General features: G+C 45.0%; 17 protein-coding genes and 1 pseudogene. 6 read left to right on the forward strand and 12 right to left on the reverse strand.

The genetic code is table 11. The features are described from left to right. Window positions 1-13: 13 nt before the first annotated feature. Together TY03_RS10910 and glmS are read right to left on the reverse strand one after the other, a co-directional pair. A complete protein-coding gene (locus TY03_RS10910; protein ID WP_042370006.1) occupies window positions 14-1,897 on the reverse strand; it encodes an amidophosphoribosyltransferase in 1,884 nt (627 codons plus the stop codon). Continuing rightward, window positions 1,897-3,741, reverse strand: a complete 1,845-nt coding sequence (glmS, locus tag TY03_RS10915; RefSeq protein ID WP_042370008.1) for a glutamine--fructose-6-phosphate transaminase (isomerizing) — start codon at window positions 3,739-3,741, stop codon at window positions 1,897-1,899. The genes TY03_RS10910 and glmS overlap by 1 nt, the downstream gene beginning before the upstream one ends. Window positions 3,742-4,104: 363 nt before the next feature. Between glmS and gltB the strand changes: the two genes are divergently transcribed. The 6 genes from gltB to TY03_RS10945 all read left to right on the forward strand — a co-directional run bounded on the left by gltB (window position 4,105) and on the right by TY03_RS10945 (window position 14,332). Beyond that, window positions 4,105-8,646 carry a glutamate synthase large subunit gene (gene gltB / locus TY03_RS10920; protein ID WP_042370010.1) on the forward strand — a complete coding sequence of 1,514 codons (4,542 nt, stop codon included), beginning with the start codon at window positions 4,105-4,107 and terminating at the stop codon, window positions 8,644-8,646. A gap of 47 nt (window positions 8,647-8,693) precedes the next feature. Beyond that, on the forward strand, window positions 8,694-10,040 hold the full coding sequence (locus TY03_RS10925; RefSeq protein WP_042370012.1) for a glutamate synthase subunit beta: 1,347 nt from the start codon (window positions 8,694-8,696) through the stop codon (window positions 10,038-10,040). Between the two features lie 22 nt (window positions 10,041-10,062). Further along, window positions 10,063-11,727: an asparagine synthase B gene (gene asnB / locus TY03_RS10930; RefSeq protein WP_042370014.1), complete on the forward strand. Its 1,665-nt coding sequence runs from the start codon at window positions 10,063-10,065 to the stop codon at window positions 11,725-11,727. A 66-nt stretch (window positions 11,728-11,793) separates the two neighbouring features. Continuing rightward, entirely contained in the window at window positions 11,794-12,555 is a 762-nt protein-coding gene (locus tag TY03_RS10935; protein WP_042370210.1) for a glycerophosphodiester phosphodiesterase family protein, read from the forward strand. A gap of 265 nt (window positions 12,556-12,820) precedes the next feature. Then, a complete protein-coding gene (locus TY03_RS10940; protein ID WP_024996476.1) occupies window positions 12,821-14,101 on the forward strand; it encodes a phage integrase SAM-like domain-containing protein in 1,281 nt (426 codons plus the stop codon). Window positions 14,102-14,155: 54 nt separating this feature from the next. Beyond that, complete coding sequence (locus TY03_RS10945; protein ID WP_024996475.1) at window positions 14,156-14,332, forward strand: histone H1; 177 nt, start codon at window positions 14,156-14,158, stop codon at window positions 14,330-14,332. Between the two features lie 52 nt (window positions 14,333-14,384). Here the strand turns inward: TY03_RS10945 and TY03_RS10950 are convergent, their stop codons facing one another. The 10 genes and pseudogenes from TY03_RS10950 to TY03_RS10995 form a co-directional block, all read right to left on the reverse strand. Then, window positions 14,385-14,657: a hypothetical protein gene (locus TY03_RS10950; protein WP_024996474.1), complete on the reverse strand. Its 273-nt coding sequence runs from the start codon at window positions 14,655-14,657 to the stop codon at window positions 14,385-14,387. Next, window positions 14,657-14,935 (reverse strand): HU family DNA-binding protein, encoded by a 279-nt coding sequence (locus TY03_RS10955; RefSeq protein WP_024996473.1) that lies wholly within the window; start codon window positions 14,933-14,935, stop codon window positions 14,657-14,659. The genes TY03_RS10950 and TY03_RS10955 overlap by 1 nt, the downstream gene beginning before the upstream one ends. 213 nt (window positions 14,936-15,148) lie before the next feature. After that, window positions 15,149-15,736: an SLOG family protein gene (locus tag TY03_RS10960; RefSeq protein ID WP_074434165.1), complete on the reverse strand. Its 588-nt coding sequence runs from the start codon at window positions 15,734-15,736 to the stop codon at window positions 15,149-15,151. 17 nt (window positions 15,737-15,753) lie between these two features. Then, on the reverse strand, window positions 15,754-16,107 hold the full coding sequence (locus TY03_RS10965; RefSeq protein ID WP_024996471.1) for a hypothetical protein: 354 nt from the start codon (window positions 16,105-16,107) through the stop codon (window positions 15,754-15,756). Window positions 16,108-16,276: 169 nt separating this feature from the next. Then, window positions 16,277-17,296, reverse strand: coding sequence for a hypothetical protein (locus TY03_RS10970; RefSeq protein ID WP_024996470.1), 1,020 nt, complete (start codon window positions 17,294-17,296; stop codon window positions 16,277-16,279). A gap of 10 nt (window positions 17,297-17,306) precedes the next feature. Next, window positions 17,307-18,659 (reverse strand): annotated as a pseudogene (locus TY03_RS10975) (phage terminase large subunit); the annotation flags it as partial. Window positions 18,660-18,894: 235 nt separating this feature from the next. After that, window positions 18,895-19,161: a hypothetical protein gene (locus TY03_RS10980; RefSeq protein ID WP_024996469.1), complete on the reverse strand. Its 267-nt coding sequence runs from the start codon at window positions 19,159-19,161 to the stop codon at window positions 18,895-18,897. Beyond that, window positions 19,161-19,595 carry a DUF5675 family protein gene (locus TY03_RS10985; protein ID WP_024996468.1) on the reverse strand — a complete coding sequence of 145 codons (435 nt, stop codon included), beginning with the start codon at window positions 19,593-19,595 and terminating at the stop codon, window positions 19,161-19,163. The genes TY03_RS10980 and TY03_RS10985 overlap by 1 nt, the downstream gene beginning before the upstream one ends. A 148-nt stretch (window positions 19,596-19,743) precedes the next feature. Beyond that, window positions 19,744-20,055 carry an HU family DNA-binding protein gene (locus tag TY03_RS10990; RefSeq protein ID WP_051260482.1) on the reverse strand — a complete coding sequence of 104 codons (312 nt, stop codon included), beginning with the start codon at window positions 20,053-20,055 and terminating at the stop codon, window positions 19,744-19,746. Window positions 20,056-20,313: 258 nt separating this feature from the next. After that, window positions 20,314-22,965 carry a DUF5686 and carboxypeptidase-like regulatory domain-containing protein gene (locus tag TY03_RS10995; RefSeq protein ID WP_230201964.1) on the reverse strand — a complete coding sequence of 884 codons (2,652 nt, stop codon included), beginning with the start codon at window positions 22,963-22,965 and terminating at the stop codon, window positions 20,314-20,316. Window positions 22,966-23,249: the final 284 nt, after the last annotated feature.

A 23,249-nucleotide genomic window follows, 5' to 3' on the forward strand; every position in this document is an offset into this window, starting at 1 on the left:
CGATATTACGATTTTAAAATTGATATCCTTGCTCGATGTAGCTGATAAAAGCTTCGTTGAGCAGTTTCACTCCACCCGGTGTGGGATAGTCGCCACTAAAGTACCAGTCGCCCCGGTGATCGGGACAAGCCTCGTGCAACCCACTAATGGGTTGATAGACGATTTCGACTTTCGCCTTCGTTCCTTTGGGAGTGAGCAGTTCTACCATCTTGGCAGATATTTCTTCATCGGTAAAGGGAGCATAAATCTCCTTTACATGATTGATCATTTGTTCTTTAGGAAGATTCACCTGATCTTTCGACTTGCGGTAAGCAGCTTCAATCACATCCTTCATCTCCCGTTCTTTGAGCAGTTCGATAGCGGCACGGAAGGCGATAAACTCACTCATGCGTGCCATATCAATGCCATAATAATCGGGGTAACGCACCTGCGGCGAAGAAGACACAATAACTATTTTCTTGGGTCCTAAGCGGTCGAGAATACTGATAATACTCTGTTTTAAGGTGGTTCCACGTACAATGCTGTCGTCGATAATCACCAGGTTATCGATCCCTGCCCGCAGGCTACCATAAGTGATGTCGTATACATGAGCTGCCAGATCATTGCGGGTATTCCCTTCGGCAATGAACGTACGCAGTTTGATGTCTTTGATAGCTACCTTTTCACTACGAATGCGACGCGAGAGTATCGCTTCCAACTCTTCGAGATTGGCATGATGCCCTAAATCGGCTATCTGTCGCACTTTCTCTTCATTCAGGTAATCGTCGAGTCCTTGTAGCATGCCGTAGAAAGCCACCTCGGCGGTATTGGGAATAAAAGAGAATACGGTATGATCCAGATCATTATCAATTGCTTTGAGAATGCGCGGAACCAAGGTTTCGCCTAAGCGTTTGCGTTCTCTGTAGATTTCCACATCACTACCGCGTGAGAAATAGATTCGCTCGAACGAGCAAGCCTTCTTTTGGCGGGCTTTGTTTATTTGTGCCGTACGCAATTGCCCCGCCTTGTCAATAAACACAGCCTGTCCCGGTTGCAATTCTTTGATCTCTTCGAAAGGAACGTTGAGTGCAGTCTGTATTACCGGACGCTCAGAGGCTATCACGGCAATCTCATCGTCTTTGTACCAGAAAGCCGGACGAATACCCCACGGATCGCGCAATGCAAAGGATTCTCCGCTTCCGGTCAGTCCGCAGATGACATATCCCCCATCCCACTCACGGCTCGAAGTACGCAACACGTTGGCCAGGTCGATATGCTCTTCGATGTAGTGGGTTACTCCCATACCCGTCAGCCCTTCGGCTTCGGCTTGATTGAAAAGACGCTCTACTTCACGGTCGAGACGATGCCCCACCTGTTCGAGCATGATGTACGTATCGGCATATTTGCGCGGATGCTGCCCGATGGCTGTAATACGGGCAAATATCTCATCGACATTGGTCATATTGAAGTTACCGCAGAGAGCCAGATTCTTGGCACGCCAGTTATTCCTTCTTAAAAAAGGATGTACGTAAGAGAGCCCCGACCGTCCGGTAGTACTGTAACGCAAGTGCCCCATATAAGCCTCGCCGGCAAAAGGGAGTTCGCGTTTGGCGTAGTTGGCATCGTGCAGTTGCTCGTTACTTAATCCTTTGAAATTACTCTGTACAGCATCAAATATCTCGGTGATTGCTCCCGATCCCATGGCGCGTTCACGAAACATATATTCCTCTCCGGGATTGGCTTCTAGCTTGACACAAGCCAAACCGGCTCCTTCTTGTCCACGGTTATGTTGTTTCTCCATCAGTAGATAGAGTTTGTTTAAGCCATACATCCACGTTCCATACTTTTTCTCGTAGTAATCGAGTGGTTTCAAAAGGCGTATCATCGCTACGCCGCATTCATGTTTTAATGGTTCCATTATTCTACTGTTACTGATTTTGCTAAATTTCTCGGTTGATCCACATCCATTCCTTTACACACGGCTATGTGATATGCCAGCAATTGAAGAGGTATTGTTGTTAATAACGAATCTAAACACTCCAATGTTTCGGGCAATTCAATACAGCAGTCGGCTATTTGGCGAATGATGGTATCTCCTTTCGTCACAATGGCAATTACCTTGCCTTTGCGCGCTTTAATCTCTTGTATATTACTGATTACCTTTTCGTACAGTCCGTTGTGCGTCGCAATGACTACTACCGGCATTTTGGCATCAATCAAGGCAATAGGCCCATGCTTCATCTCTGCTGCCGGATAACCTTCGGCATGTATGTACGAAATCTCTTTTAATTTCAATGCTCCTTCCAAAGCTACCGGATAGCTATATCCGCGTCCCAGATAGATGAAATTATGAGCATACGTAAATATCTTGGCAAGTTCTGCAATCTGATCGTTCAATGCCATGACCTCTTTCATCTTTGCCGGTATATTGCCCAACTCTTGTAAAATAGCTAAAAATGCCGGTTCGCTCAATGTTTGTTTTTCGCGCGCCAACGTTAGTGCCAACATAGTCAAGACAGTAACCTGCCCTGTAAAAGCTTTGGTTGAAGCCACTCCTATCTCCGGACCAACATGGATATACGAACCCGTATGAGTAGCCCGCGGAATAGACGAACCAATTGCATTGCAGATTCCATAGATAAAGGCACCCCGGCTCTTGGCCAACTCTACTGCTGCCAAGGTATCGGCTGTTTCACCGCTCTGTGAAATGGCAATCACTACATCGTCGGCATCAATTACCGGATCGCGATAGCGAAACTCCGATGCATACTCAACCTCTACCGGTATACGGCAAAAGCTCTCTATCAGATGCTTCCCAATCAATGCCGCATGCCACGAAGTGCCACAAGCTACAATAATAAACCGTTTGGCTCTCAACAGCTTCTCTTTGTGGTCAATCACAGCCGAGAGTACCACATTATTTTTATCCAGGTTGATGCGTCCACGCATACAATCGGTGATACAACCGGGCTGTTCGAAAATCTCTTTGAGCATAAAGTGCGGGTATCCGCCTTTCTCGAGCTGTCCCAGATTAAGCTTCACACGTATCACAGCCGGTATCGTTTCCACATTGCTTAAGTTGACTACCTTCAGTTCTTCGTCTCGGCGAATCACGGCAATTTCTTCATCTTCGAGATAAACTACCCGATCGGTGTATTCAACAATAGGAGTAGCGTCCGAAGCAAGAAAGAACTCATCCTCACCAATGCCGATCACCAATGGGCTGCTTTTACGGGCAGCAATGATTTCATTCGGATGATCCTTCTCTAACACAGCAATGGCATAAGCACCGATTACTTCGCCCAACGCTAGCTGTACGGCTGATAAAAGATCAAAATGATTGGTGGTTTTGATGTATTCGATGAGTTGAACAAGTACTTCGGTGTCGGTACTACTTTTGAATAGATAGCCTTTGGCTTGGAGCTTTTCTTTTAGAACTGCGTAGTTTTCGATAATACCGTTATGGATAAGGGCAAGTGTTTCGGAGGTAGAATAATGGGGATGGGCGTTAATGGAACAAGGTTCTCCGTGGGTGGCCCAACGTGTATGTGCGATACCTATATTACCGGAAATATCTTTCTGCGTGACGAAACTTTCCAAATCGGAAACCCTTCCCTTCGTCTTGTAGACATTTAATTGATGCTCTTTACTAATCAATGCTACCCCGGCACTGTCATATCCACGATACTCCAGTCGCTTCAGTCCCTTGATGAGGATGGGGTAGGCTTCTTTATTCCCAATATAACCTACTATTCCACACATATACAATCCCTAATTTTAATTCTGTTTGCAAAGATACATATTCCTATGACATAAAGATTAGCTTCTCTGAGCTTATTTGACATAAACATAGAAAAAAGTTGTTTTAATATCAAAACGTTAATTTTTCTATTATTTTTGATACAAAAAGAAATAAATTACAATCAACTCAATTATTCTATTCAATACTTTCAAATCGAAGCAAAGATACTACATTATAATTACAATTTATCATAATCTAACTTACTCGTGCGTATAAATGAAATTAAATACAATAAATAATATATCATTTTGAAATTAAATACGTATATTTGCAAAACATTTTAATGCAAATAAAGTTTCTAATATAGAATAAAGATAGAAATAATGAGAAAAGAAAATCTTTTTAGCACCAAAAACAATTGTTTCAATGAACCATTCGGAAACAGACAACAGGGATTGTATAATGCATCCAATGAGCACGACGCTTGCGGTGTAGGCATGTTGGTAAACATCCACGGCAACAAATCACATGAAATTGTAGAGTCGGCGCTGAAAGTATTAGAAAACATGCGCCACCGAGGAGCCGAAGGAGCTGATAATAAAACAGGCGACGGAGCAGGTATTCTACTTCAAATACCGCACGAGTTTATCTTACTTCAGGGTATCCCCGTACCGGAAAAAGGACAATACGGAACAGGGCTGCTTTTTCTTCCCAAAGAAGAAAAGGCTCAGGCCGAAATGCTAAGTATCCTCATCGAAGAGATAGAGAAAGAGGGACTTACACTGATGCATCTACGCAACGTTCCCACCTGCTCTACCGTATTGGGCGAAGCTGCATTAAGTACCGAACCGGACATCAAGCAGGTATTCATTACCGGTTTTACAGATAACGCTACACCCGAACATAAACTGTATACCGTTCGCAAGAAGTGCGAAAACCGTATCAGATGTTCAGCCATCCCTGGGCGTGAGATCTTCTATATCGTATCACTATCGAGCCAAAGCATCGTTTATAAAGGCATGCTTTCATCCATGCAACTACGCACTTACTTTCCCGACCTTACCAATCCTTATTTCACCAGCGGATTGGCTTTGGTGCATTCACGTTTCAGCACCAATACTTTCCCTACGTGGGCATTGGCACAGCCCTTCCGTTTATTGGCACACAACGGAGAGATCAATACCATTCGCGGTAACCGCGGCTGGATGGAAGCACGTGAAAGCGTACTCTCCACTCCTATTCTGGGCGATATCCGCGCATTGCATCCTGTGGTACAACCCGATATGAGCGATAGTGCTTCGTTGGATAATGTACTCGAGTTTCTCGTTATGTCAGGACTCAGCCTTCCTCATGCTATGGCCATGCTCATACCTGAGTCATTCAACGAGAAAAATCCTATTGGAGAGGAGTTGAAAGCTTTTTATGAATACCATTCTATCTTGATGGAACCTTGGGATGGCCCTGCCGCCCTACTCTTTAGTGACGGACGCTATGCAGGAGGTATGCTCGACCGCAACGGACTGCGCCCAGCTCGTTATCTGATCACACGCAGTGGCATGATGGTAGTAGCTTCTGAGGTGGGAACCATCGATATCGAACCGACCGAGATACAAGAGAAGGGACGCCTGCAACCCGGAAAGATATTACTCATCGATACTCGAAAAGGGGAGATTTATTACGATGGTGAACTAAAAAAACAGCTGGCCGAGGGCGCACCTTATCGTACTTGGCTAGCTACCAACCGCATCGAACTCGACGAACTGAAGAGTGGCCGAAAGGTTGCTCATGCAGTAGCAAACTATCCCGGCTTGCTGCGCAACTTTGGTTATTCCAAAGAGGATGTGGAGAAGCTCATCTTACCCATGGCCTCTACCGGTGCAGAACCCATTCAGTCGATGGGCAACGACACACCTTTGGCCGTACTTTCGACCGAGCCTCAACTACTTTACAACTATTTCAGACAGCAATTTGCCCAAGTCACCAACCCACCCATCGACCCTATTCGCGAAGAGCTGGTAATGTCGCTCACCGAATACATTGGCGCGGTAGGAATGAACATTCTCACTCCCAACGAGGGGCATTGCAAGATGGTACGATTAAATCACCCCATCCTGACCAATACGCAACTCGATATTCTTTGCAACATTCGATACAAAGGCTTCAAAACAATGAAGCTACCCATCCTTTTCGAAGTATCCGGCGGTACGAGCAGCTTGCAGCAAGCACTCACCCAACTGTGTAAACAGGCAGAGGAGTCTGTTGCCAACGGTGTCAACTACCTGATTCTCTCCGACCGTGATGTAGATGCTACCCATGCAGCCATTCCCTCCTTACTCGCGGTTAGTGCAGTGCATCACCACCTCATATCGGTCGGTAAACGAGTACAAACGGCCTTGATCGTCGAGAGCGGAGAAATTCGCGAAGTGATGCATGCCGCTCTCTTGTTAGGATTCGGAGCCAGTGCACTAAACCCTTATCTGGCTTTTGCCGTACTTCACGAAGGAGTGACCGCCCAAGAGATTCAACTCGATTATGCCACTGCCGAAAAGAATTACATCAAAGCCATCTGCAAAGGATTGTTGAAGATTATGAGCAAGATGGGTATCTCTACCATCCGCTCTTATCGAGGGGCGAAGATATTCGAGGCAGTAGGATTGAGCGAAGAACTAAGTAAAGCTTATTTCGGAGGATTACATTCAACGATCGGCGGCATCGGTCTTACCGAGATTGCACGCGATGCACTGATTATGCATCGACAAGGATTTGCCGGCGATCTCGCTGCGTTATTGCCGCACAAGGGTATATACGCTTTTCGCAAAGATGGCGAACAGCATGCCTGGAATCCCGAAACCATCAGTACGCTGCAACTAGCCACCCGACTGGGTTCGTACAAGAAATTCAAGGAGTTTACCACGATGGTAGATACCAAAACGACACCCGTATTTCTGCGCGACTTTCTTTCCTTCAAGCATTCGCCCATTTCCATCGACCGGGTAGAACCTGTAGAACAAATACTCAAGCGTTTCGTAAGCGGTGCTATGAGCTATGGTTCCATTAGTCGCGAGGCGCACGAGGCAATAGCAGTAGCCATGAATCAGATTCACGGACGTAGCAATACCGGCGAAGGGGGCGAAGATGCTGCTCGTTTTACCCCACGGGCAGACGGTAGTTCGCTGCGTAGTGCCATCAAACAGGTAGCATCGGGACGCTTCGGTGTTACAACCGAATATCTGGTCAATGCCGACGAGATACAGATCAAGATTGCCCAAGGAGCCAAACCGGGTGAAGGTGGACAACTACCCGGCTATAAAGTCGATCAGGTCATTGCCCGTACACGCCACTCCATTCCGGGTATCTCGCTTATCTCACCACCACCGCATCACGACATTTATTCCATCGAAGACCTGGCACAGCTTATCTTCGATCTGAAAAATGTAAACCCAAGTGCCAAAATCAGTGTGAAGCTGGTTGCCGAAAGCGGTGTAGGTACCATTGCCGCCGGTGTAGCAAAGGCTAAGGCCGACCTTATCGTTATCTCCGGAGCCGAAGGAGGTACGGGTGCCTCACCTGCTTCGAGCATTCGGTATGCCGGTATTTCGCCAGAGCTCGGGTTGAGCGAAACTCAACAAACCCTTGTACTGAACGGATTGCGCGGACAAGTGATGTTGCAGGTAGACGGACAGCTCAAAACCGGTCGAGACATTGTACTGATGGCTATGCTCGGTGCCGAAGAGTTTGGCTTTGCTACCTCTGCACTTATTGTACTGGGTTGTGTGATGATGCGCAAATGCCACCTCAACACCTGCCCCGTAGGTGTTGCCACACAGAACGAAGAGTTGCGTCGTCGTTTTCATGGACGGAGCGAATATCTGGTCAACTTCTTCACCTTTCTGGCACAAGAGGTACGCGAGCATCTGGCCGAAATCGGTGTCGAACGTCTTGACGACATAGTAGGGCGTACCGACCTGATCGAGCGTGTATCAGCCGATACACACCCCAAACATAATCTGCTCTCATTTGATAAACTGCTTACCCGTATTGAAAACGGTGCGGCCATCCGTCACCTCAGTTGTCAGGAGCACAACATAGAAGCTGTGAAAGACATCACCCTGCTGCATGCTACCCGTGAAGCGATTGAGAAGCAGCGAGAGATTTCGTTGGAATATACCATTACCAATACCGACAGGGCTGTAGGAACCATGCTGTCGGGGGTTATTGCCAGTAAGTATGGCGAGCAGGGTTTGCCCGACCAAACACTCAACATCCGCTTTAAAGGATCGGCCGGACAGTCGTTCGGTGCTTTTCTTGCAGCCGGTGTCAATTTCCGTCTCGAAGGCGAAGCCAACGACTACCTGGGCAAAGGGTTAAGTGGCGGACGCATTGCCGTGCATCCCCCCATACGCAGTCACTTCGAAGCAGAACAGAACACTATTGCGGGCAATACACTGCTGTATGGAGCTACCAGCGGCGAAGTATATATCAACGGCCGCGTAGGCGAACGCTTTGCGGTACGCAACTCAGGTGCTATTGCCGTAGTGGAGGGTGTGGGTGATCATTGCTGTGAATACATGACAGGAGGTCGTGTAGTGGTACTGGGCGAGACTGGACGCAATTTTGCAGCCGGCATGAGCGGTGGTGTGGCTTACGTTTGGAACAAGCAGGGTGATTTCGATTATTTCTGCAACATGGAGATGGTCGAGCTTTCACTTATTGAGGAGGCCGGACACCGCAAGGAACTGCACGAACTGATTCGACAGCACTACTTGTATACCAACTCCAAACTGGCACGAACCATGCTCGACAATTGGAACCATTACCTGGATCAGTTTATTCAGGTAGTCCCCATCGAGTACAAAAAAGTACTGCAAGAGGAACAGATGCAAAAGTTGCAACAAAAGATTGCAGATGTGCAAAGAGATTATTAAACCGTAAACCGGGTTTCATTTTAGTATTATCATTTTAGCTTATTATTATGGGAGATTCAAAAGCATTCCTAACTATACCCCGATACGAGGCCGGCTATCGCCCCGTACTCGAACGTATTACCGATTATAGCCAGGTGGAGCAAACACTCAATACGCACGACCGAAAGCAACAGGCATCGCGCTGTATGGATTGCGGTGTACCGTTTTGCCATTGGGCTTGTCCTGTTGGCAATAAACAACCCGAATGGCAAGATGCCCTATACCGGGGCAAATGGCAGGAGGCCTACCGGATATTGGCTTCAACCTGCGACTTTCCCGAGTTTACCGGACGCATCTGCCCTGCCCCATGCGAGAAAAGTTGCGTGCTCAACCTCTCGTGCGACGAACCCGTAACAATCCGCGAAAACGAAGCAGCCATTGTAGAAGCAGCCTTTCGCGAAGGATACATCACTCCGGCCAACCCGGTTCGCAATGGTCGTTCGGTAGCCATTATCGGTGCAGGTCCTGCCGGACTTACAGTGGCCAATCAACTTAACCTCAAAGGATATTCGGTTACCGTATTCGATAAGGCCGAAGCTCCGGGTGGGTTGCTTCGCTTCGGTATTCCTAACTTCAAGCTCGATAAAACCGTCATTGACCGCCGTATCAGACTGCTCGAACAGGAAGGTATCCGGTTTGTTATGCAGACTACTATCGATACGCAGCAGTTGCCTCACGGGTTCGATGCTTATTGCCTATGCACAGGAGCCGAGATACCGCGCGACCTTCCTATACCGGGACGCGAGCTTAAAGGCATTCATTTTGCACTCGACCTGCTGGCACAGCAGAACCGGGTATTGGCCGGACAATCCTTTGGTGAAGACGAACGCATCACTGCCAAAGGTAAGCGGGTACTCGTGATCGGTGGTGGCGATACAGGCTCAGATTGCATCGGCACTTCCATTCGGCAAGGGGCTATCAGCGTAACACAGATCGAAATCATGCCCGAACCACCCACCCATCACAACCCTGCCACGCCCTGGCCTCAATGGCCATTGATACGTAAAACGACTTCAAGCCATGAAGAGGGTTGTACACGCCGATGGAGTCTCGCCTCGAAAGAGTTTATCGGCAAAGAGGGGCATATAACCGGAGTAGTCGTTGAAAAGCAGGCAGAAGCCCCCATAGTTGAGCAAGTACTAGCTCGAACAAAACAACAGCCCGTTGCAACAACCGAAGTGATCGAAGCCGATCTGGTATTGCTCGCTATGGGCTATCTCAAACCTGAGCTAAGCGAACTGCCCGCCCATGTGTTTCGTGCAGGCGATGTAGCCACAGGTCCCAGTCTGGTAGTACGTGCCATGATGGAAGGGCGCCGGGTCGCAGCAAGCATCGATGCATTTTTAACAAAATAACCTCCTCTAAAACAATACAACTATGTGTGGAATTGCAGGTATCCTTCAAATCAAGACTCAGACCGAAGCGCTGAGAAGTAAAGCCCTTGGCATGTCAAGAACAATTCGTCACCGTGGCCCCGATTGGAGTGGCATCTATTGCGGACAGAGTGCTATCCTTACACACGAGCGACTTTCAATTGTCGACCCTCAAAGTGGCGGACAACCTCTTTACTCGCCCAATCGTAAGCAAATACTGGCTGTAAATGGCGAGATATACAATCATCGCGATCTACGTAAACGCTATGCCGATACGTACGATTTCCAAACCGGATCGGACTGTGAAGTTATTCTGGCACTCTATCGTGACAAAGGTATCGACTTTCTCGAAGAACTGAACGGAATATTCGCCTTTGCTCTATACGATGAAGAGCGTGATGAATTTCTTCTCGCACGAGATCCGATCGGAGTGATTCCCCTCTATATCGGTCGTGATGCCGAAGGACACCTCTATTTTGCCTCCGAGCTGAAAGCCCTCGAGGGGCAGTGTGAAAGCTATGAACCCTTCTTGCCCGGACATTATTATCACAGCCGGGAAGGAAAGATGAAGCGATGGTATAAGCGCGACTGGACCGATTACGAAGCGGTAAAGCAACATCCTGTTGGCACCGATCGACTCAAAGAGGCACTTGAAAAAGCCGTGCAACGCCAATTAATGAGCGATGTTCCCTATGGAGTGTTGCTCAGTGGCGGACTCGACTCGTCTGTGATATCAGCCATTGCCAAAGAGTATGCCGCCCGCCGTATCGAGACGGATGGTACCGGTGATGCTTGGTGGCCGCAGCTTCACTCCTTTGCCGTGGGACTAAAAGATGCCCCCGATCTGTCCAAAGCGCGCGAAGTAGCCCAGCACATCGGCACCGTGCATCACGAAATACATTACACCATTCAAGAAGGTCTGGACGCTATCCGCGATGTTATCTACTACATCGAAACCTACGACGTTACAACCGTGCGTGCCTCTACTCCCATGTACTTGCTGGCACGAGTCATCAAGTCAATGGGTATTAAAATGGTACTCAGCGGCGAGGGTGCCGACGAGATATTCGGCGGATACCTCTACTTTCACAAAGCACCCGATGCAAAGTCTTTTCACGAGGAGACGATACGTAAGCTATCCAAGCTACACCTATACGACTGTTTGCGTGCCAACAAAAGCCTATCGGCCTGGGGTGTAGAGGGGCGTGTACCATTTCTTGATAAAGAGTTTCTCGATGTAGCCATGCGTCTCGATCCCGAAGTGAAACGCTGTACAGGTAAAGAGATTGAGAAGAAGGTGCTGCGCGAAGCCTTCGCCGACAAGCTGCCTCACAGTGTGGCATGGCGACAAAAAGAACAGTTCAGCGACGGTGTTGGTTACAACTGGATCGACACCCTCAAAAGGGTTACCGCACAAGCTGTCAGCGATGAGCAAATGGCAGATGCCGCCCAACGCTTCCCGATCAACACGCCGATGAGCAAAGAAGAGTATTATTATCGTAGTATTTTTGCCGAACACTTTCCGAGTAACAGTGCTGCTACCAGTGTACCAAGCGTACCAAGCGTAGCTTGCTCTACCGCCGAAGCATTGGCATGGGATGTTACGTTTCAAGGACAAAACGATCCGAGCGGACGAGCCGTCAAGGGAGTTCACGAAGAAGCCTATTGATTCTTTTTTATTTTCAATATATTTCTTCTACCTTTGCATTTATTACTAACGAATATGAAGATTGTTATGAAAATGAGAAAAGTTCTTTTAACCTCTACCCTCTTCCTCGCTTCGCTCGGAGCTTTAGCGCAAACTCAGGTCATCGCTCACCGCGGATATTGGAAAACAAACGGTTCGGCACAAAACAGCATTGCCGCCCTCATCAAAGCCGATTCGGTAGGTTGCTATGGTTCCGAGTTCGATGTTTGGTTGGCTGCCGACGGACAGTTAGTGGTTAATCACGATCCCAGCTTTCAATCGCACAGCATGGAAAAAACGACCTCGACCGTACTCACCACCCTCAAGCTCGATAACGGCGAACGTCTGCCTACACTTGCCAAATACCTGCAAGTGGCGAAACCGCTCAAAACACGTCTCATACTCGAATTGAAAGGACATAGCACTCCCGAGCGTGAAACGAAAGCAATCGAAGAGATTATCGCTCTGGTGAAGAAATTTGGTTTGGAAGATCGCATGGAGTACATCACTTTCTCGCTACATGCCACCAAAGAGTTCGTACGCTTGGCACCTGCGGGTACACCGGTGTTTAACCTCGACGGAAAGCTCACGCCACGCGAACTAAAAGAGATGGGCTGCGCAGGACCTGATTATCATTATAGCGTGTTCCGCAAAAACCCCGAATGGCTCAAAGAGTGCCGCGAACTGGGACTAAAGACGAATGCGTGGACTGTAAACGATCCCAAAGACATGCAGTGGCTGATCGATAACAACATCGATTTCATTACAACCAACGAACCGGTGATGTTGCAAGAAATACTTAGCAAATAAAAATCGAATACATAGTAAAAGGGACTGTCTCGATTTTACTCGACACACCCCCTTTTTACAATATACAATCAAGTATATTGTAAATAACAGAAACATAGCATATTAGATTAATTCAATCATACAGGTTTAGAGCCATAGAGGTGTTTCTCATGGCAAAATTAAACCTTTTTTGGGCAAAGGTACTATTCCGATGTAGTAATTCATGTAGTCTGGTTTGGACTCTGGATTATTCCCAAAAAACGTATAACGATTAAACTTGTATGCTATGTTTACAATTAACATCAAAGGAAAAGAAAACCCAAAAACCCCGCAGTTAGTAAAACTGGAGGCAGTCTTCTTCAAGACTGGTTACGCAAGAGTCACAAAGGCATTAAACATTACTGGTCCTATTAAAGACTGGGATAGCCAGACTCAACAATTCAAGTCCAAGGGAGTAGAAGCTTCTGAGAAAAATCAGAAGCTAATTGAATTTAAAACCAAGTACCTTAAAGTTGCTGAGGATTGGGAAGCAGAATGCAAACAATGGGCTCCTGTTCAGTGGTCTCATAGCTTTGACAATATCGATAAAAAGCGTCAATCCACAAAAGTTATTTCTGTTTGCCAAATGTTCGATATCCTCAATGATAAGCTTTGTCATAGAGAACGAATCAAAAATGGCAATGTTCTTACCAGTGTTGGCACAGCTCGACGCTATAGATGTATGCGGCGTGTATTAGAAGAATTTACACTGCAAAAATACAATCGGGCTCTATCCTCCTACTATTTTGAAGATATAACAGAGGAATTTGCTGATGCTTTTTGCTTTTTCTTGCAAAAGCGAGGTGCAGAGAATGGGAATGAAGGTAACTTATATGGCAACATGAAAGTGCTGAGAGGAATTGTATACTATGCGAACAAAATGGGAGTTCCTGATGCGGATATGAGTATTTTCCAGCGTGTTCAGCCTAAAATGAAGCCAAAAAAGTTTGAGCCCAAAACAATCCCCTTAGACGTAATCCGAAAGATAGAGAATGTCGATAGAACCCTTTTCTCTCGTATAGAACAGTTCCACATTGATTTATTCCTTTTTAGTTTTTACACGGGCGGCATGGCTAACGTCGATGTTTGTTTTCTGACATGGGATTGTATTGATAAAGATGGAAGATTGACTTATGAGCGTACAAAATTCCCGAAAAAAGCATCTATTATTTTTCATCCCAAAGCGAGAGCTATTGCTGAAAAATATAAAAACAAGTGCTTTGGAAATTATGTCCTACCTATCTTCTCTTTCAGACATACAACCGAATCCAAAAAGAGAAGCCGGATGAATAAGATTCGAACAAAGGTTAATATTACTTTGCGGAAATTATCCGAAGTAATTAAGTACAATGATAAAATAACATGGTATTCAGCCAGAGGAACATTTATCACAACTATGATAGCAGACAATGTGCATCCGGCTATTGTAGCTGAGATGGCAGGGAATAGCCCACAAACAATATTTAAACACTACTTTAAAAATACGACTCAAAAAGCAATTGACAATCAGGTTATGAATACAATTTAATGAGGATCATTATCTTTGCCGCCAAATAGGTATAAACTAACAAATTAACAAAAAATGAAAGAATTAATCGAAAAGATCGAAGCTGCATATACGGCTTTCAAAACTGATGCTGCTGCTCAAGCAGAAAACGGAAACAAAGCTGCCGGAACTCGTGCTCGCAAAGCTTCTTTGGAAATCGAAAAGGCTATGAAAGAGTTTCGTAAAGCGTCATTGGAAGAGTCTAAGAAATAAGACTCTGAAAATCTCCGAAAACAAGAAAGGACATCACCACGATGTCATTTTCTTATTTCACCATCTTCCGTGCAACCCACAAAAAGACGACAAACAGCAAAAACGAAAACAACCCGATCACGATTACCGATAGCCACACCGGAACCCCCAATCCGAAACCGAGAGCAAAAACAACTCCTTCCAGAAACTCCAACGGATTGATGGAGCTCCACACGAAGCCATCACTCTGCGGCGCAATCAGGAAAGCCAGAGCACTATACAACAATATCAGCTTTGCGACTGATATTAGTGTTGTTTTCAGGTTATATTTCGTAATGTTATTCACTACTGCTTTTTAACGGCTAAGATAAATTCTTTAGCTGGTTTAAAAGCCGGAACACTATGTGCCGGAATAATTATAGTGGTATTTTTCGAGATATTACGGGCTGTCTTCTCAGCACGCTTCTTTATCTGAAAGGTGCCGAATCCTCTCAGGTAAACATTCTCTCCGGAGGCCATCGTTCCTTTCACACTCTCCATAAACGCTTCCACCACAGAAGCCACTTGAGTTTTATCCACTCCGGTCGTTTTAGCAATTTGGCTAACAATATCAGCTTTTGTCATTTTCTACAAATATTTTTTTGTTAAGAGCCACAAAGATAATGCTTTTTGGCTAAGATAATACTGATTTTCACCACTTATTGCAGTGCATGGGAAGCCGCACAAGTAGCGGAATATACATACATTTACACCTCTAACAACCTGCTAATTCGGATAGTAGCCCAAGTGTGCGAGTTCAGAGCAAATTGAGTAAAAAAAGTAGGTCATTTATCTCATCTATTGTCTTCCCAGTAGTTTTTTTAACGCAGAAAACCATTTGGAACTGTTAGTCAATGGTTCTCCGCCAAAACTCCTTATCCAACAATCTTCCGAAAAGAGCGACTTTCCAATCACGGTATCATTTTTAAGCGTAAAAATCAGCCGTCCTCGTTTGCTCTCAACAGTATTGATTTGTTCAAAGTTTACTGGAAATGGCTGATTGTTTCCGCTGAATATTACACCTTCACGTCCGTATTTCATATCGGGCACACGAGTATGCTCCTGCAAGAAACGCTTTACATCACAATCTATGGCAAAATATTCGGCCAGTTCGTCGTAGAGGTTCAGTACATTGATATTATTTTTTGTGGCCCTGTCAATAGTATAAAGTGTGCCGCTTCCATCTCCGTTGCTATAAGCTATCACTTCACAACAGTTATCTACCATAAAGTCATTCCGCTTCAAATATGATATTCTGCTATACTCCCGACTCCATATTACATGCCTTTCGTCGACAGCTTCACATAGTTGCTTATATCTTACTTTGTCCCGGTGATTAAATCTATCTTCCTGACCAACGAAAGGGATAATAGCATATAGTTTCACATCGGAGTGACTTCTCTTTAAATCAAGAACTGTCTCTGCTGCCAGCCTACAAAGCCGATGGCCATACCACTGAGAAAGGTATTTTTGCCTTCCTGATATAATTCTTCGAGGACATAATAAAGTTCAGTTCGAATGACATTCTCCAGATTGTTATCCGGGTGTCCGGTTGATGTTGTAAGTGTGCGATTTCCGGTAAAGGCAACCGTCTTTTCTTTGATAATTTCCATAAAATATTGGGTGCTTGGTTGAACATTGATTTTTGCTGAACCGCACCCTAAAAAAGAAGCACGGTACTCGACAAGTTCCTCCAACAGGTACGACCAAGCACCACGCAGCAAACAAGTCAAGCCCGTGCTATGTGAATATAGCATTGGCTATCCCTGTTTATCTTGCTGCTAAAATTGGTCGTTTTGTTGGAGCGGACAAACAGCTAAAAAGCTATTATATTATGTTTCTAAGTTTTCTGTTACATAGGCTATTTCTTTGATTGAAATACAAATTTAATCAAACTCCGCGAATAACAAGCAATTTGACGACTATTTATGTCAGCCACGGATTCTTATATGGGTCGTAATCGGTCTGGAACGTCGATAGTTGCCAATCCGTAACAGGTTTATTGTCTTCGGCCAGCTTGCGGGGGATCTGGGGATTGAGTCGAAGCTTTGACGCATCATTCAACCACTTCATTGACTCCTCGTGGTCTTTCAGCCTCACAGCACTCACATTGTTGGGCGCAATCAGTTTGGTCAGCTCATAGATAGCCAGCCGTACCATGTGCTTTTTGATATTGTAGTTACGAGGGTCATTCTGTGCAATGTTATGTCCTACGATAGGCATATCGGCGTTCACATCCAACCCCGGATAGAACACCCGTCCGTCATACACTACATATTCGTGCTCCTCCAGCTCATAATCATTATACGCAGGATCATAGTCGGCAATCGCACCCCAACAGAGCGAGTCAAACGGGTTGATATTATTATCGAACTCATCGAGCTTCATCAACGTATAAAATGCCCCGTTGAACGAGACTACTTCCCAGAGATTGTATTCAATCGGTAACCACTCGGTAGTAGCCGCCTCAAACCAACCCTCTACCATCGGAATACGAATATCTCCAAATTTATAGCCGTTCTCCTCCTTACAGATATATGCCACACCGTTATGCGCTACAATGTCTCCCACGTAGTAGGTGCCGAACTGAGAGTATCGGGCAGTGTTCCCGATATCGAAATTCAACTCTACGTGTTCTTCCCAATACGCTAATGTAGAAGGGACTTTATAACCACTGATTGAGCGTATCACCTCATAGATGCGTCCTTCCAGATAGATAAACGCACCTACCGGGAAAGTAATCCGGCGGTCGTGCTCGGCAATGTACTTGCCTTTGTTCAACTCCTGTTCAATCTCGTAGTTCTCACTGAGGTTTTCAATGATACTCATCTCTGCTGATTCTTCGGCTTGGGCAAAACGGTCGGCATTGCCCCGTGTCATTTGTGCCAGGGCTTCGGCGGTAATCACACCCAGATAATCAGCGTCGTTTAAAAATCGTCTGTACATATTCGTTTTTTTAGTAGTTAAATCCATCATATACGGCGGGAGTGGTCGCTATAATGCTTCCGCTGTTATCTCCGCTTTTAAATTTGTACCAGCTATCCCGCAAATAGTAGCAAAGCAAGTAGTCCAAGCAGTCCGATAAGTGACCGTATTTCTCATACTTCACACCCGTTTTAGGGTCAGTAACTTTTTGCTTACACTTTGTGCCGTCTTCGTTTTTAAGCTGGTAAATCAAATCCTCGGTCAGCTTCCGACATTTCAGGTCTATCTCAATCGCCCAACCGTTGTATCCGGTAAACAGCTCGTTCACAAACTCGCATCGGGTCACTTGGGGCGGTTGCTTTCTCATCAACTTCAACTTTGGTCTAAGAATACCCTTGCCAAACGTATCGAGTATTACGGTGTAGTTGTTGATGCCGTCTTCGGTAGTTGTCGAACGCTGTAAACCCGATGGGTCACCCGTTACATCTACGCCGCCGATATGTTTTTCCCGATAGAATTTCTGTTGAACTCGTCGAGAGAGTGCCGGAGTATTATTCTCCTTATCCTGTGGTTTGCCTAAGATTTCCTCTAACACATAGACCTTCTTGTTGTCATAATCAATCTGAGCTGCCAGTACCGACATCTGCGGAGCAACGTTAAAGTCCCACACCGTAATGAGTGGTTTTGTAGGGTCATATACACCTTCTTTCAACCCGGCGATAAGATGCTTGGCACCATCGAAGCGATTGTATATCGCCATATCGTTGGCTTCCACAAAGTCCCAGTTCCCATAGAGCAGACGCTCTTTAGTGGCTTGGTCTGAAATCTTATTCAGAGCCGCTTCATACGTCTGCCGGAAACCTACATCAGGATTGTCAAAGACACTGAAAGGCACATAATACTCACCCTCACGCAACTCCACCTTATCACCGTTATCATCCTGCACAAACCGTCCACGTACCCAGTTTGTAGTCGGGTTCGTAGTGAGCAACATTTTCGAGACCATAAACGTTTCGTGAGTACGCCAGCGCAAACGGGAGAACAGCACCTCAATAGCTTTTTGTCCAATTTCCGATACCTCATCCACGGCACAGATAGTTGCTTCCATCGACCCGAACCGTTCGAAATTCGGGTCTGAGGGCAAATCTGCCATCTCCAACATCAGTATTATCGAGTCGTTCCAGAACGTCAACGTTCCGGCAAGGTTGTTCACCCGATAATGCACATCTTCAATCAACCCCCATCGTTTAATAACCGCTCGTATCGTATTCCAGGTCGATTCTTTGAGCGATTTCAATGTCTTACGTGCCACAATCGCCCGTATCTCCGGAAAACGGATACAGCTACTTACTAACCATACTGAAGCCAAAAACGATTTCCCACCCTAACTAATTCACTATCAATCGCTACTTGATAATCGCTTTCGCCGCCTTGTATTTCTACAAGGATTAGACTATATCTTCATCCTTATTTCTAAGGAGTCTCCCGTTTCCAGTCGCTTGACCGTACTCCCCGTAGGGATAGTCGTTGAGCCTTCCGGTTATCCGGCTTGGTTGCTGATTGTCTTCGTCTCTCACGGTCAGAGTTCCCAGCAGTTAAAGAGATTTATTGTCAGTGCATTACTGCACAGGCCGGCAGTGGTGTCGTTTACCGGCTGCTCCACCACCCAAAATGAGTTGTGGAATATTAGCGTTACCACATTGGTAACAAAATGGCTTGTATTGAGGATTCTGGCTTACGTCATATCCGACTAATTGTTGTTTCACTGCACCTCCGCACTTCGGGCACTCCGGCTGTAGCAACTTCCAAAGTTCGTATTGTTTGGGGGATGGGGTAAAGTCGATATGCAGATGGTCGGGAGCTCTAAGTTTACGGAGCTTTCCCATTACACAATCTCAATGGTAATATCCTTCTCTTTGCTCAATATCGCATTCAGCCGGTCTGAGGTGGCACGTGATTCTGTAACCTTCCCCTTGATGGTGTTTTTACCCACGAGTATGCACCCGGCTGAATCTGCATTGGTGGTGCCGCTATGTATGAGTATGCCTAAGAAATGGGGAACATCGTGCAGGTATGGCAACACACGTTTGAACCGGGGACTGTGAGCCATCGTGATTTTGTATGTGCCGCAAGGAATGGCGGTACGGGCATACACTTTCTCTTTGCAGCGACAGCCGATGCCTTGAGGCGTATCGGGGCATAATAGAGGTAGTAAGCGTACAGTGTCTTCGAGGGTGTTACAGAAAAACACACCATCAATGTAGAGATCACCTATCGTATAGGTCTCTCCTTTGAATTTTCTTTTGAGTAATAGCTTCATTTTCGAATGTTTTTTGATTACATCCGAAGAATAGCTATACCATAGAATAGAAGTTTGATTGGCTGATATGAGGGCAAAAAAGACACCGGACAAGTGACGCTTTTTCTCGCTGTCCGGCATATAATTTAAGATTCTTGGCTAATACCGACTATTTTGTATCCACTTGCTTGTTGATTCGTTGTTCGACAACCTCTACATCCACAGTAAATTTTGGGGTGGCTGTGAAAACCACTTGTACTTTTGCAGGTATTACTTTCCGTCTTTTGGTTTTCGGATCTACCCAGGCCCTCTCTTTCTTGACCTTGAGATCGAAGGAACCAAATTCATTTATAGCAACCTTCTCCCCATTTTGCAAAGCAGCAAGAATCGACTGGCAGAGAGGAGCAAACATCGAGTTTATCTCCCACTTTGCATAATTGGTTTTTCTTGCTACCTCTGCTACAAGTTTTCTTTTGTCCATAATTCATATTTAATATTACTATAGTGCATAAACAGCCGAATACAAAGTGATAGTACGGATTAATCATTACATAAATCTTTTTTATTGCACAATGAAGAGCATAACAAAAATGAAACTCACGCCTACCATGCCAGCTCAATTTATTTGACTTATCAGACTATCTTCGATATCATATTGCAGCCAACCTGGTTATTTGCAAGAAAATCTATTATTTTATTACGATTAGCACTCCTTTTAGACCTATAAATGGGCTATTTGTCAGAATGTCATTTTCATCTGGATACGGATACCCCGGTCTTGTATACCTGGATGATTCTTGTAACTCAGACGCCAGGTATAATCCACTCGGATAAACTTGAAAATATTCTCAATACCAACGCCCATTTCCATATAAGGAACCTTTTTATCCATAATATAAGAACCTTCTGGAAATTGAAATAGCCCCTCATTACGTTCTGTCAAATAGGGATTATTCTTATTCGTCAGATTCCCGAATAGTCCCCGGAATGTAACTACTTCCCGCCATTTCAGTTTCTTAATCAAGGGGATACTGTTCAATATCAAGCCATTCATATTATACGTCAAGTCCCATGAAGCATACTCATCATTAATAAATTCCATCGCATTCATATTTGTATACGATTCCGACTGAATAAGGTAGGACAAGTTCGCATTAGGCAATATAAGCAAAGGATACGGTACCGTACTCCATACCTTACCCACTTTCCCAATGATATCGACAGCTCCATAAGCCGAGAGCCAAAACCGTTTCCTTATTCCAAATTCCGTTTTCTGATAGTTATAAGAACTGCCCAATACATCCTTGAAAGACATCGTATGGCTTAAGGTAAACACCGGGGCATCAAATGTAATCGGGAAACGGGAGTCACGAGTCTGGTAAAATTTCTCATTGGGTGCATAGCGAAGCTTTAATTCAAGTTCTGTCATATGGTAATCTTTCAGAGAAGTGACTTTCTGATCACGGTCGATGCGGTCGAAAACGGCATAACGAGTGGAATACTCCGTCAAGTTCCGTAAGGCAGCACCATAGGAAACCCCATTGTAATGCTCTCTGTAATAAGTTAATTCTGCTTTTCGCTGAAAGGTGGCGCGCGTATCTCTCTGCCGTTTTATAGCAACGAAGATATTATCTTTATTCGTATAAAGATAGTGTTGCCCTAACTGGTTCACATCGTACATATATTCCAGACGCAAAGAATGAACCGGAAATTCTGTTGGATAATTCTTTTTGTCGATAAATGAATATTCCACTGCCGCATCGTACTTTAATTTATGATCTCTTGTACCGTATGCCACATAACCATTCACGAATAGCCGCTTATTGAAAGCCGTAGTCGTAGTTCCACCCACACGAAAACGAGCGCCTTCAATTGAATTTCCGCTGATAATCGTATTCACCGGGCCTAACTCGAACTTGCTTTTAGCCGGATCGGAATTGCTTGGAACGTAGCCATTCACAAAAGCCGTAATCACTTGCTCGGCAGCATAAAAGACTGGGACCGTACGCAACCGCTCCATCAATTCACCCACTGATTTCGATTTTCGCTTCCCGGCTTCATCGGGGCGATGATCTTCCCAATACTCACTTGAACGCTTATAAGCCTCCGGAGGGATAATGATAGGAGCGCCCTCACTGAATACTGACATATTCACGGGGGCGTCGAATGCATGATTCGTATAGATGTTCAATCGTTGGGCATAGATGCCTTTCGATTTTTCAGTCACTTTGAAATCGACCTTGATGTCATCCTTGGTAAGAAGGCGAGTTCCATCCGGGGTACGGCAAAAGGTCTGCTCAATAGTCATTCCTCCTACAAAATTCAGATTAATCTTCTTCGGGACATTTAACTTAACCCGCTGTACGAAATAGGTTGAATCCAACGTGATAAACAAATGCCCGGTAAATCCGAATGATTCCGGTGTGAAGGGAGCAAAGCCCAAATCCACACACTTTTGTCCTGCCACCTCTAGCGTATCCAACATATAATACTTATAAAAATTAGGTCCCATTGCAGACAAAGGACTCACGAAACGATTCAGGAATAAGGGGATATCATTTTGGAAGATGTTTACTTCTTTAAATACTTCGTTCAGAAACTCTTGCATACCATCGGGAGACAATAATTCATCCACACCATCAGCCTTTGCCGCTTTCATCACACATTTTTCAGATTTAGGATCTTTTCTGTAATAGACGGACATTAGTTTCTCCCGTTCGGATACCGGCAGGATAGTCTTTCCGATTTCCAGCGTATCGATATAATCATTAAGAAAATCAAACTGACCGACTTTACCGTCTTTTTTCGATTTGGGTTTATAATCATTCATAGCAAACATGATTTTCTCATACTGGTCATAGCTATAGAATTCCTTATTCCTCGGGTCATTTTGCTCACGTTGCCGGATAACGTTTTTCACGAAGGCAACAGCAGGATTGTCTTTTTTTGTGTACCTCTCCCTGGTTGGCTTAACAACGACCTCCGACAGGCTGATGCTCGTTGGAACCAGTAATATCGACAAATTACCCGTTTTTCCCGGAATTAATTGTATTTCCTTCTCAGTATAGCCAATATAGGAAACCTTCAACGTACCTGCTTTAGAAGGGGCGGAAAAAGAAAATCGACCATCGTAATCAGTAGGGGCACCAATTGTTGTTCCTTTTAATATTAGTGACACCGAGGGCAATGGTTCTCCCGTGATAGAATCGGTCACTACTCCTTTAATTAAGATATCCTGACCTTTTGCCGGAATGGTAAATACCAACAATGACAATACTATTGCACTCTTGAGCCATTGGGTACGAACCGTTTTTGGAAACTCTATAAATATATGGGCTTCGAACGATGTTTTTTCAAAAAATCTTAATGTATTTTTTCCATAAATCATCATATGAAATATTTTTTTTAGTGCTAAATTGTACTTGCAATTAACTTTTAGATTTCAAAGGTAGAGCTCTTGCGCTAATTCATCAAGGTGGTTTTCCTAAAATGCGGTTTTTGCTTACTGAGGTGTAGATTAGAGATAATAAACAGAAATTAGCAGAATTCAGATAATAAAGTTATGTCATGAAATGTATATCGTATTGGTCTGTCACTAAAAAGCAAATAGGTACGCCTTGTTCCCATACTCCACGGATTATTTTTCAACATTTGCGCTTTTTTTATTTTCCCGTT

Source organism: Bacteroides neonati (assembly GCF_000499785.1).
Taxonomy (GTDB): Bacteria; Bacteroidota; Bacteroidia; order Bacteroidales; family Bacteroidaceae; genus Bacteroides; species Bacteroides neonati.

Bases quoted from the DNA above. Each gene is read 5' to 3' on its own strand.
- TY03_RS10910 (WP_042370006.1), bottom strand. From the start codon at position 1,897: ATGGAACCATTAAAACATGAATGCGGCGTAGCGATGATACGCCTTTTG.
- glmS (WP_042370008.1), bottom strand. From the start codon at position 3,741: ATGTGTGGAATAGTAGGTTATATTGGGAATAAAGAAGCCTACCCCATC.
- gltB (WP_042370010.1), top strand. From the start codon at position 4,105: ATGAGAAAAGAAAATCTTTTTAGCACCAAAAACAATTGTTTCAATGAA.
- TY03_RS10925 (WP_042370012.1), top strand. From the start codon at position 8,694: ATGGGAGATTCAAAAGCATTCCTAACTATACCCCGATACGAGGCCGGC.
- asnB (WP_042370014.1), top strand. From the start codon at position 10,063: ATGTGTGGAATTGCAGGTATCCTTCAAATCAAGACTCAGACCGAAGCG.
- TY03_RS10935 (WP_042370210.1), top strand. From the start codon at position 11,794: ATGAAAATGAGAAAAGTTCTTTTAACCTCTACCCTCTTCCTCGCTTCG.
- TY03_RS10940 (WP_024996476.1), top strand. From the start codon at position 12,821: ATGTTTACAATTAACATCAAAGGAAAAGAAAACCCAAAAACCCCGCAG.
- TY03_RS10945 (WP_024996475.1), top strand. From the start codon at position 14,156: ATGAAAGAATTAATCGAAAAGATCGAAGCTGCATATACGGCTTTCAAA.
- TY03_RS10955 (WP_024996473.1), bottom strand. From the start codon at position 14,935: ATGACAAAAGCTGATATTGTTAGCCAAATTGCTAAAACGACCGGAGTG.
- TY03_RS10965 (WP_024996471.1), bottom strand. From the start codon at position 16,107: ATGCTATATTCACATAGCACGGGCTTGACTTGTTTGCTGCGTGGTGCT.
- TY03_RS10970 (WP_024996470.1), bottom strand. From the start codon at position 17,296: ATGTACAGACGATTTTTAAACGACGCTGATTATCTGGGTGTGATTACC.
- TY03_RS10980 (WP_024996469.1), bottom strand. From the start codon at position 19,161: ATGGGAAAGCTCCGTAAACTTAGAGCTCCCGACCATCTGCATATCGAC.
- TY03_RS10985 (WP_024996468.1), bottom strand. From the start codon at position 19,595: ATGAAGCTATTACTCAAAAGAAAATTCAAAGGAGAGACCTATACGATA.
- TY03_RS10990 (WP_051260482.1), bottom strand. From the start codon at position 20,055: ATGGACAAAAGAAAACTTGTAGCAGAGGTAGCAAGAAAAACCAATTAT.
- TY03_RS10995 (WP_230201964.1), bottom strand. From the start codon at position 22,965: ATGATGATTTATGGAAAAAATACATTAAGATTTTTTGAAAAAACATCG.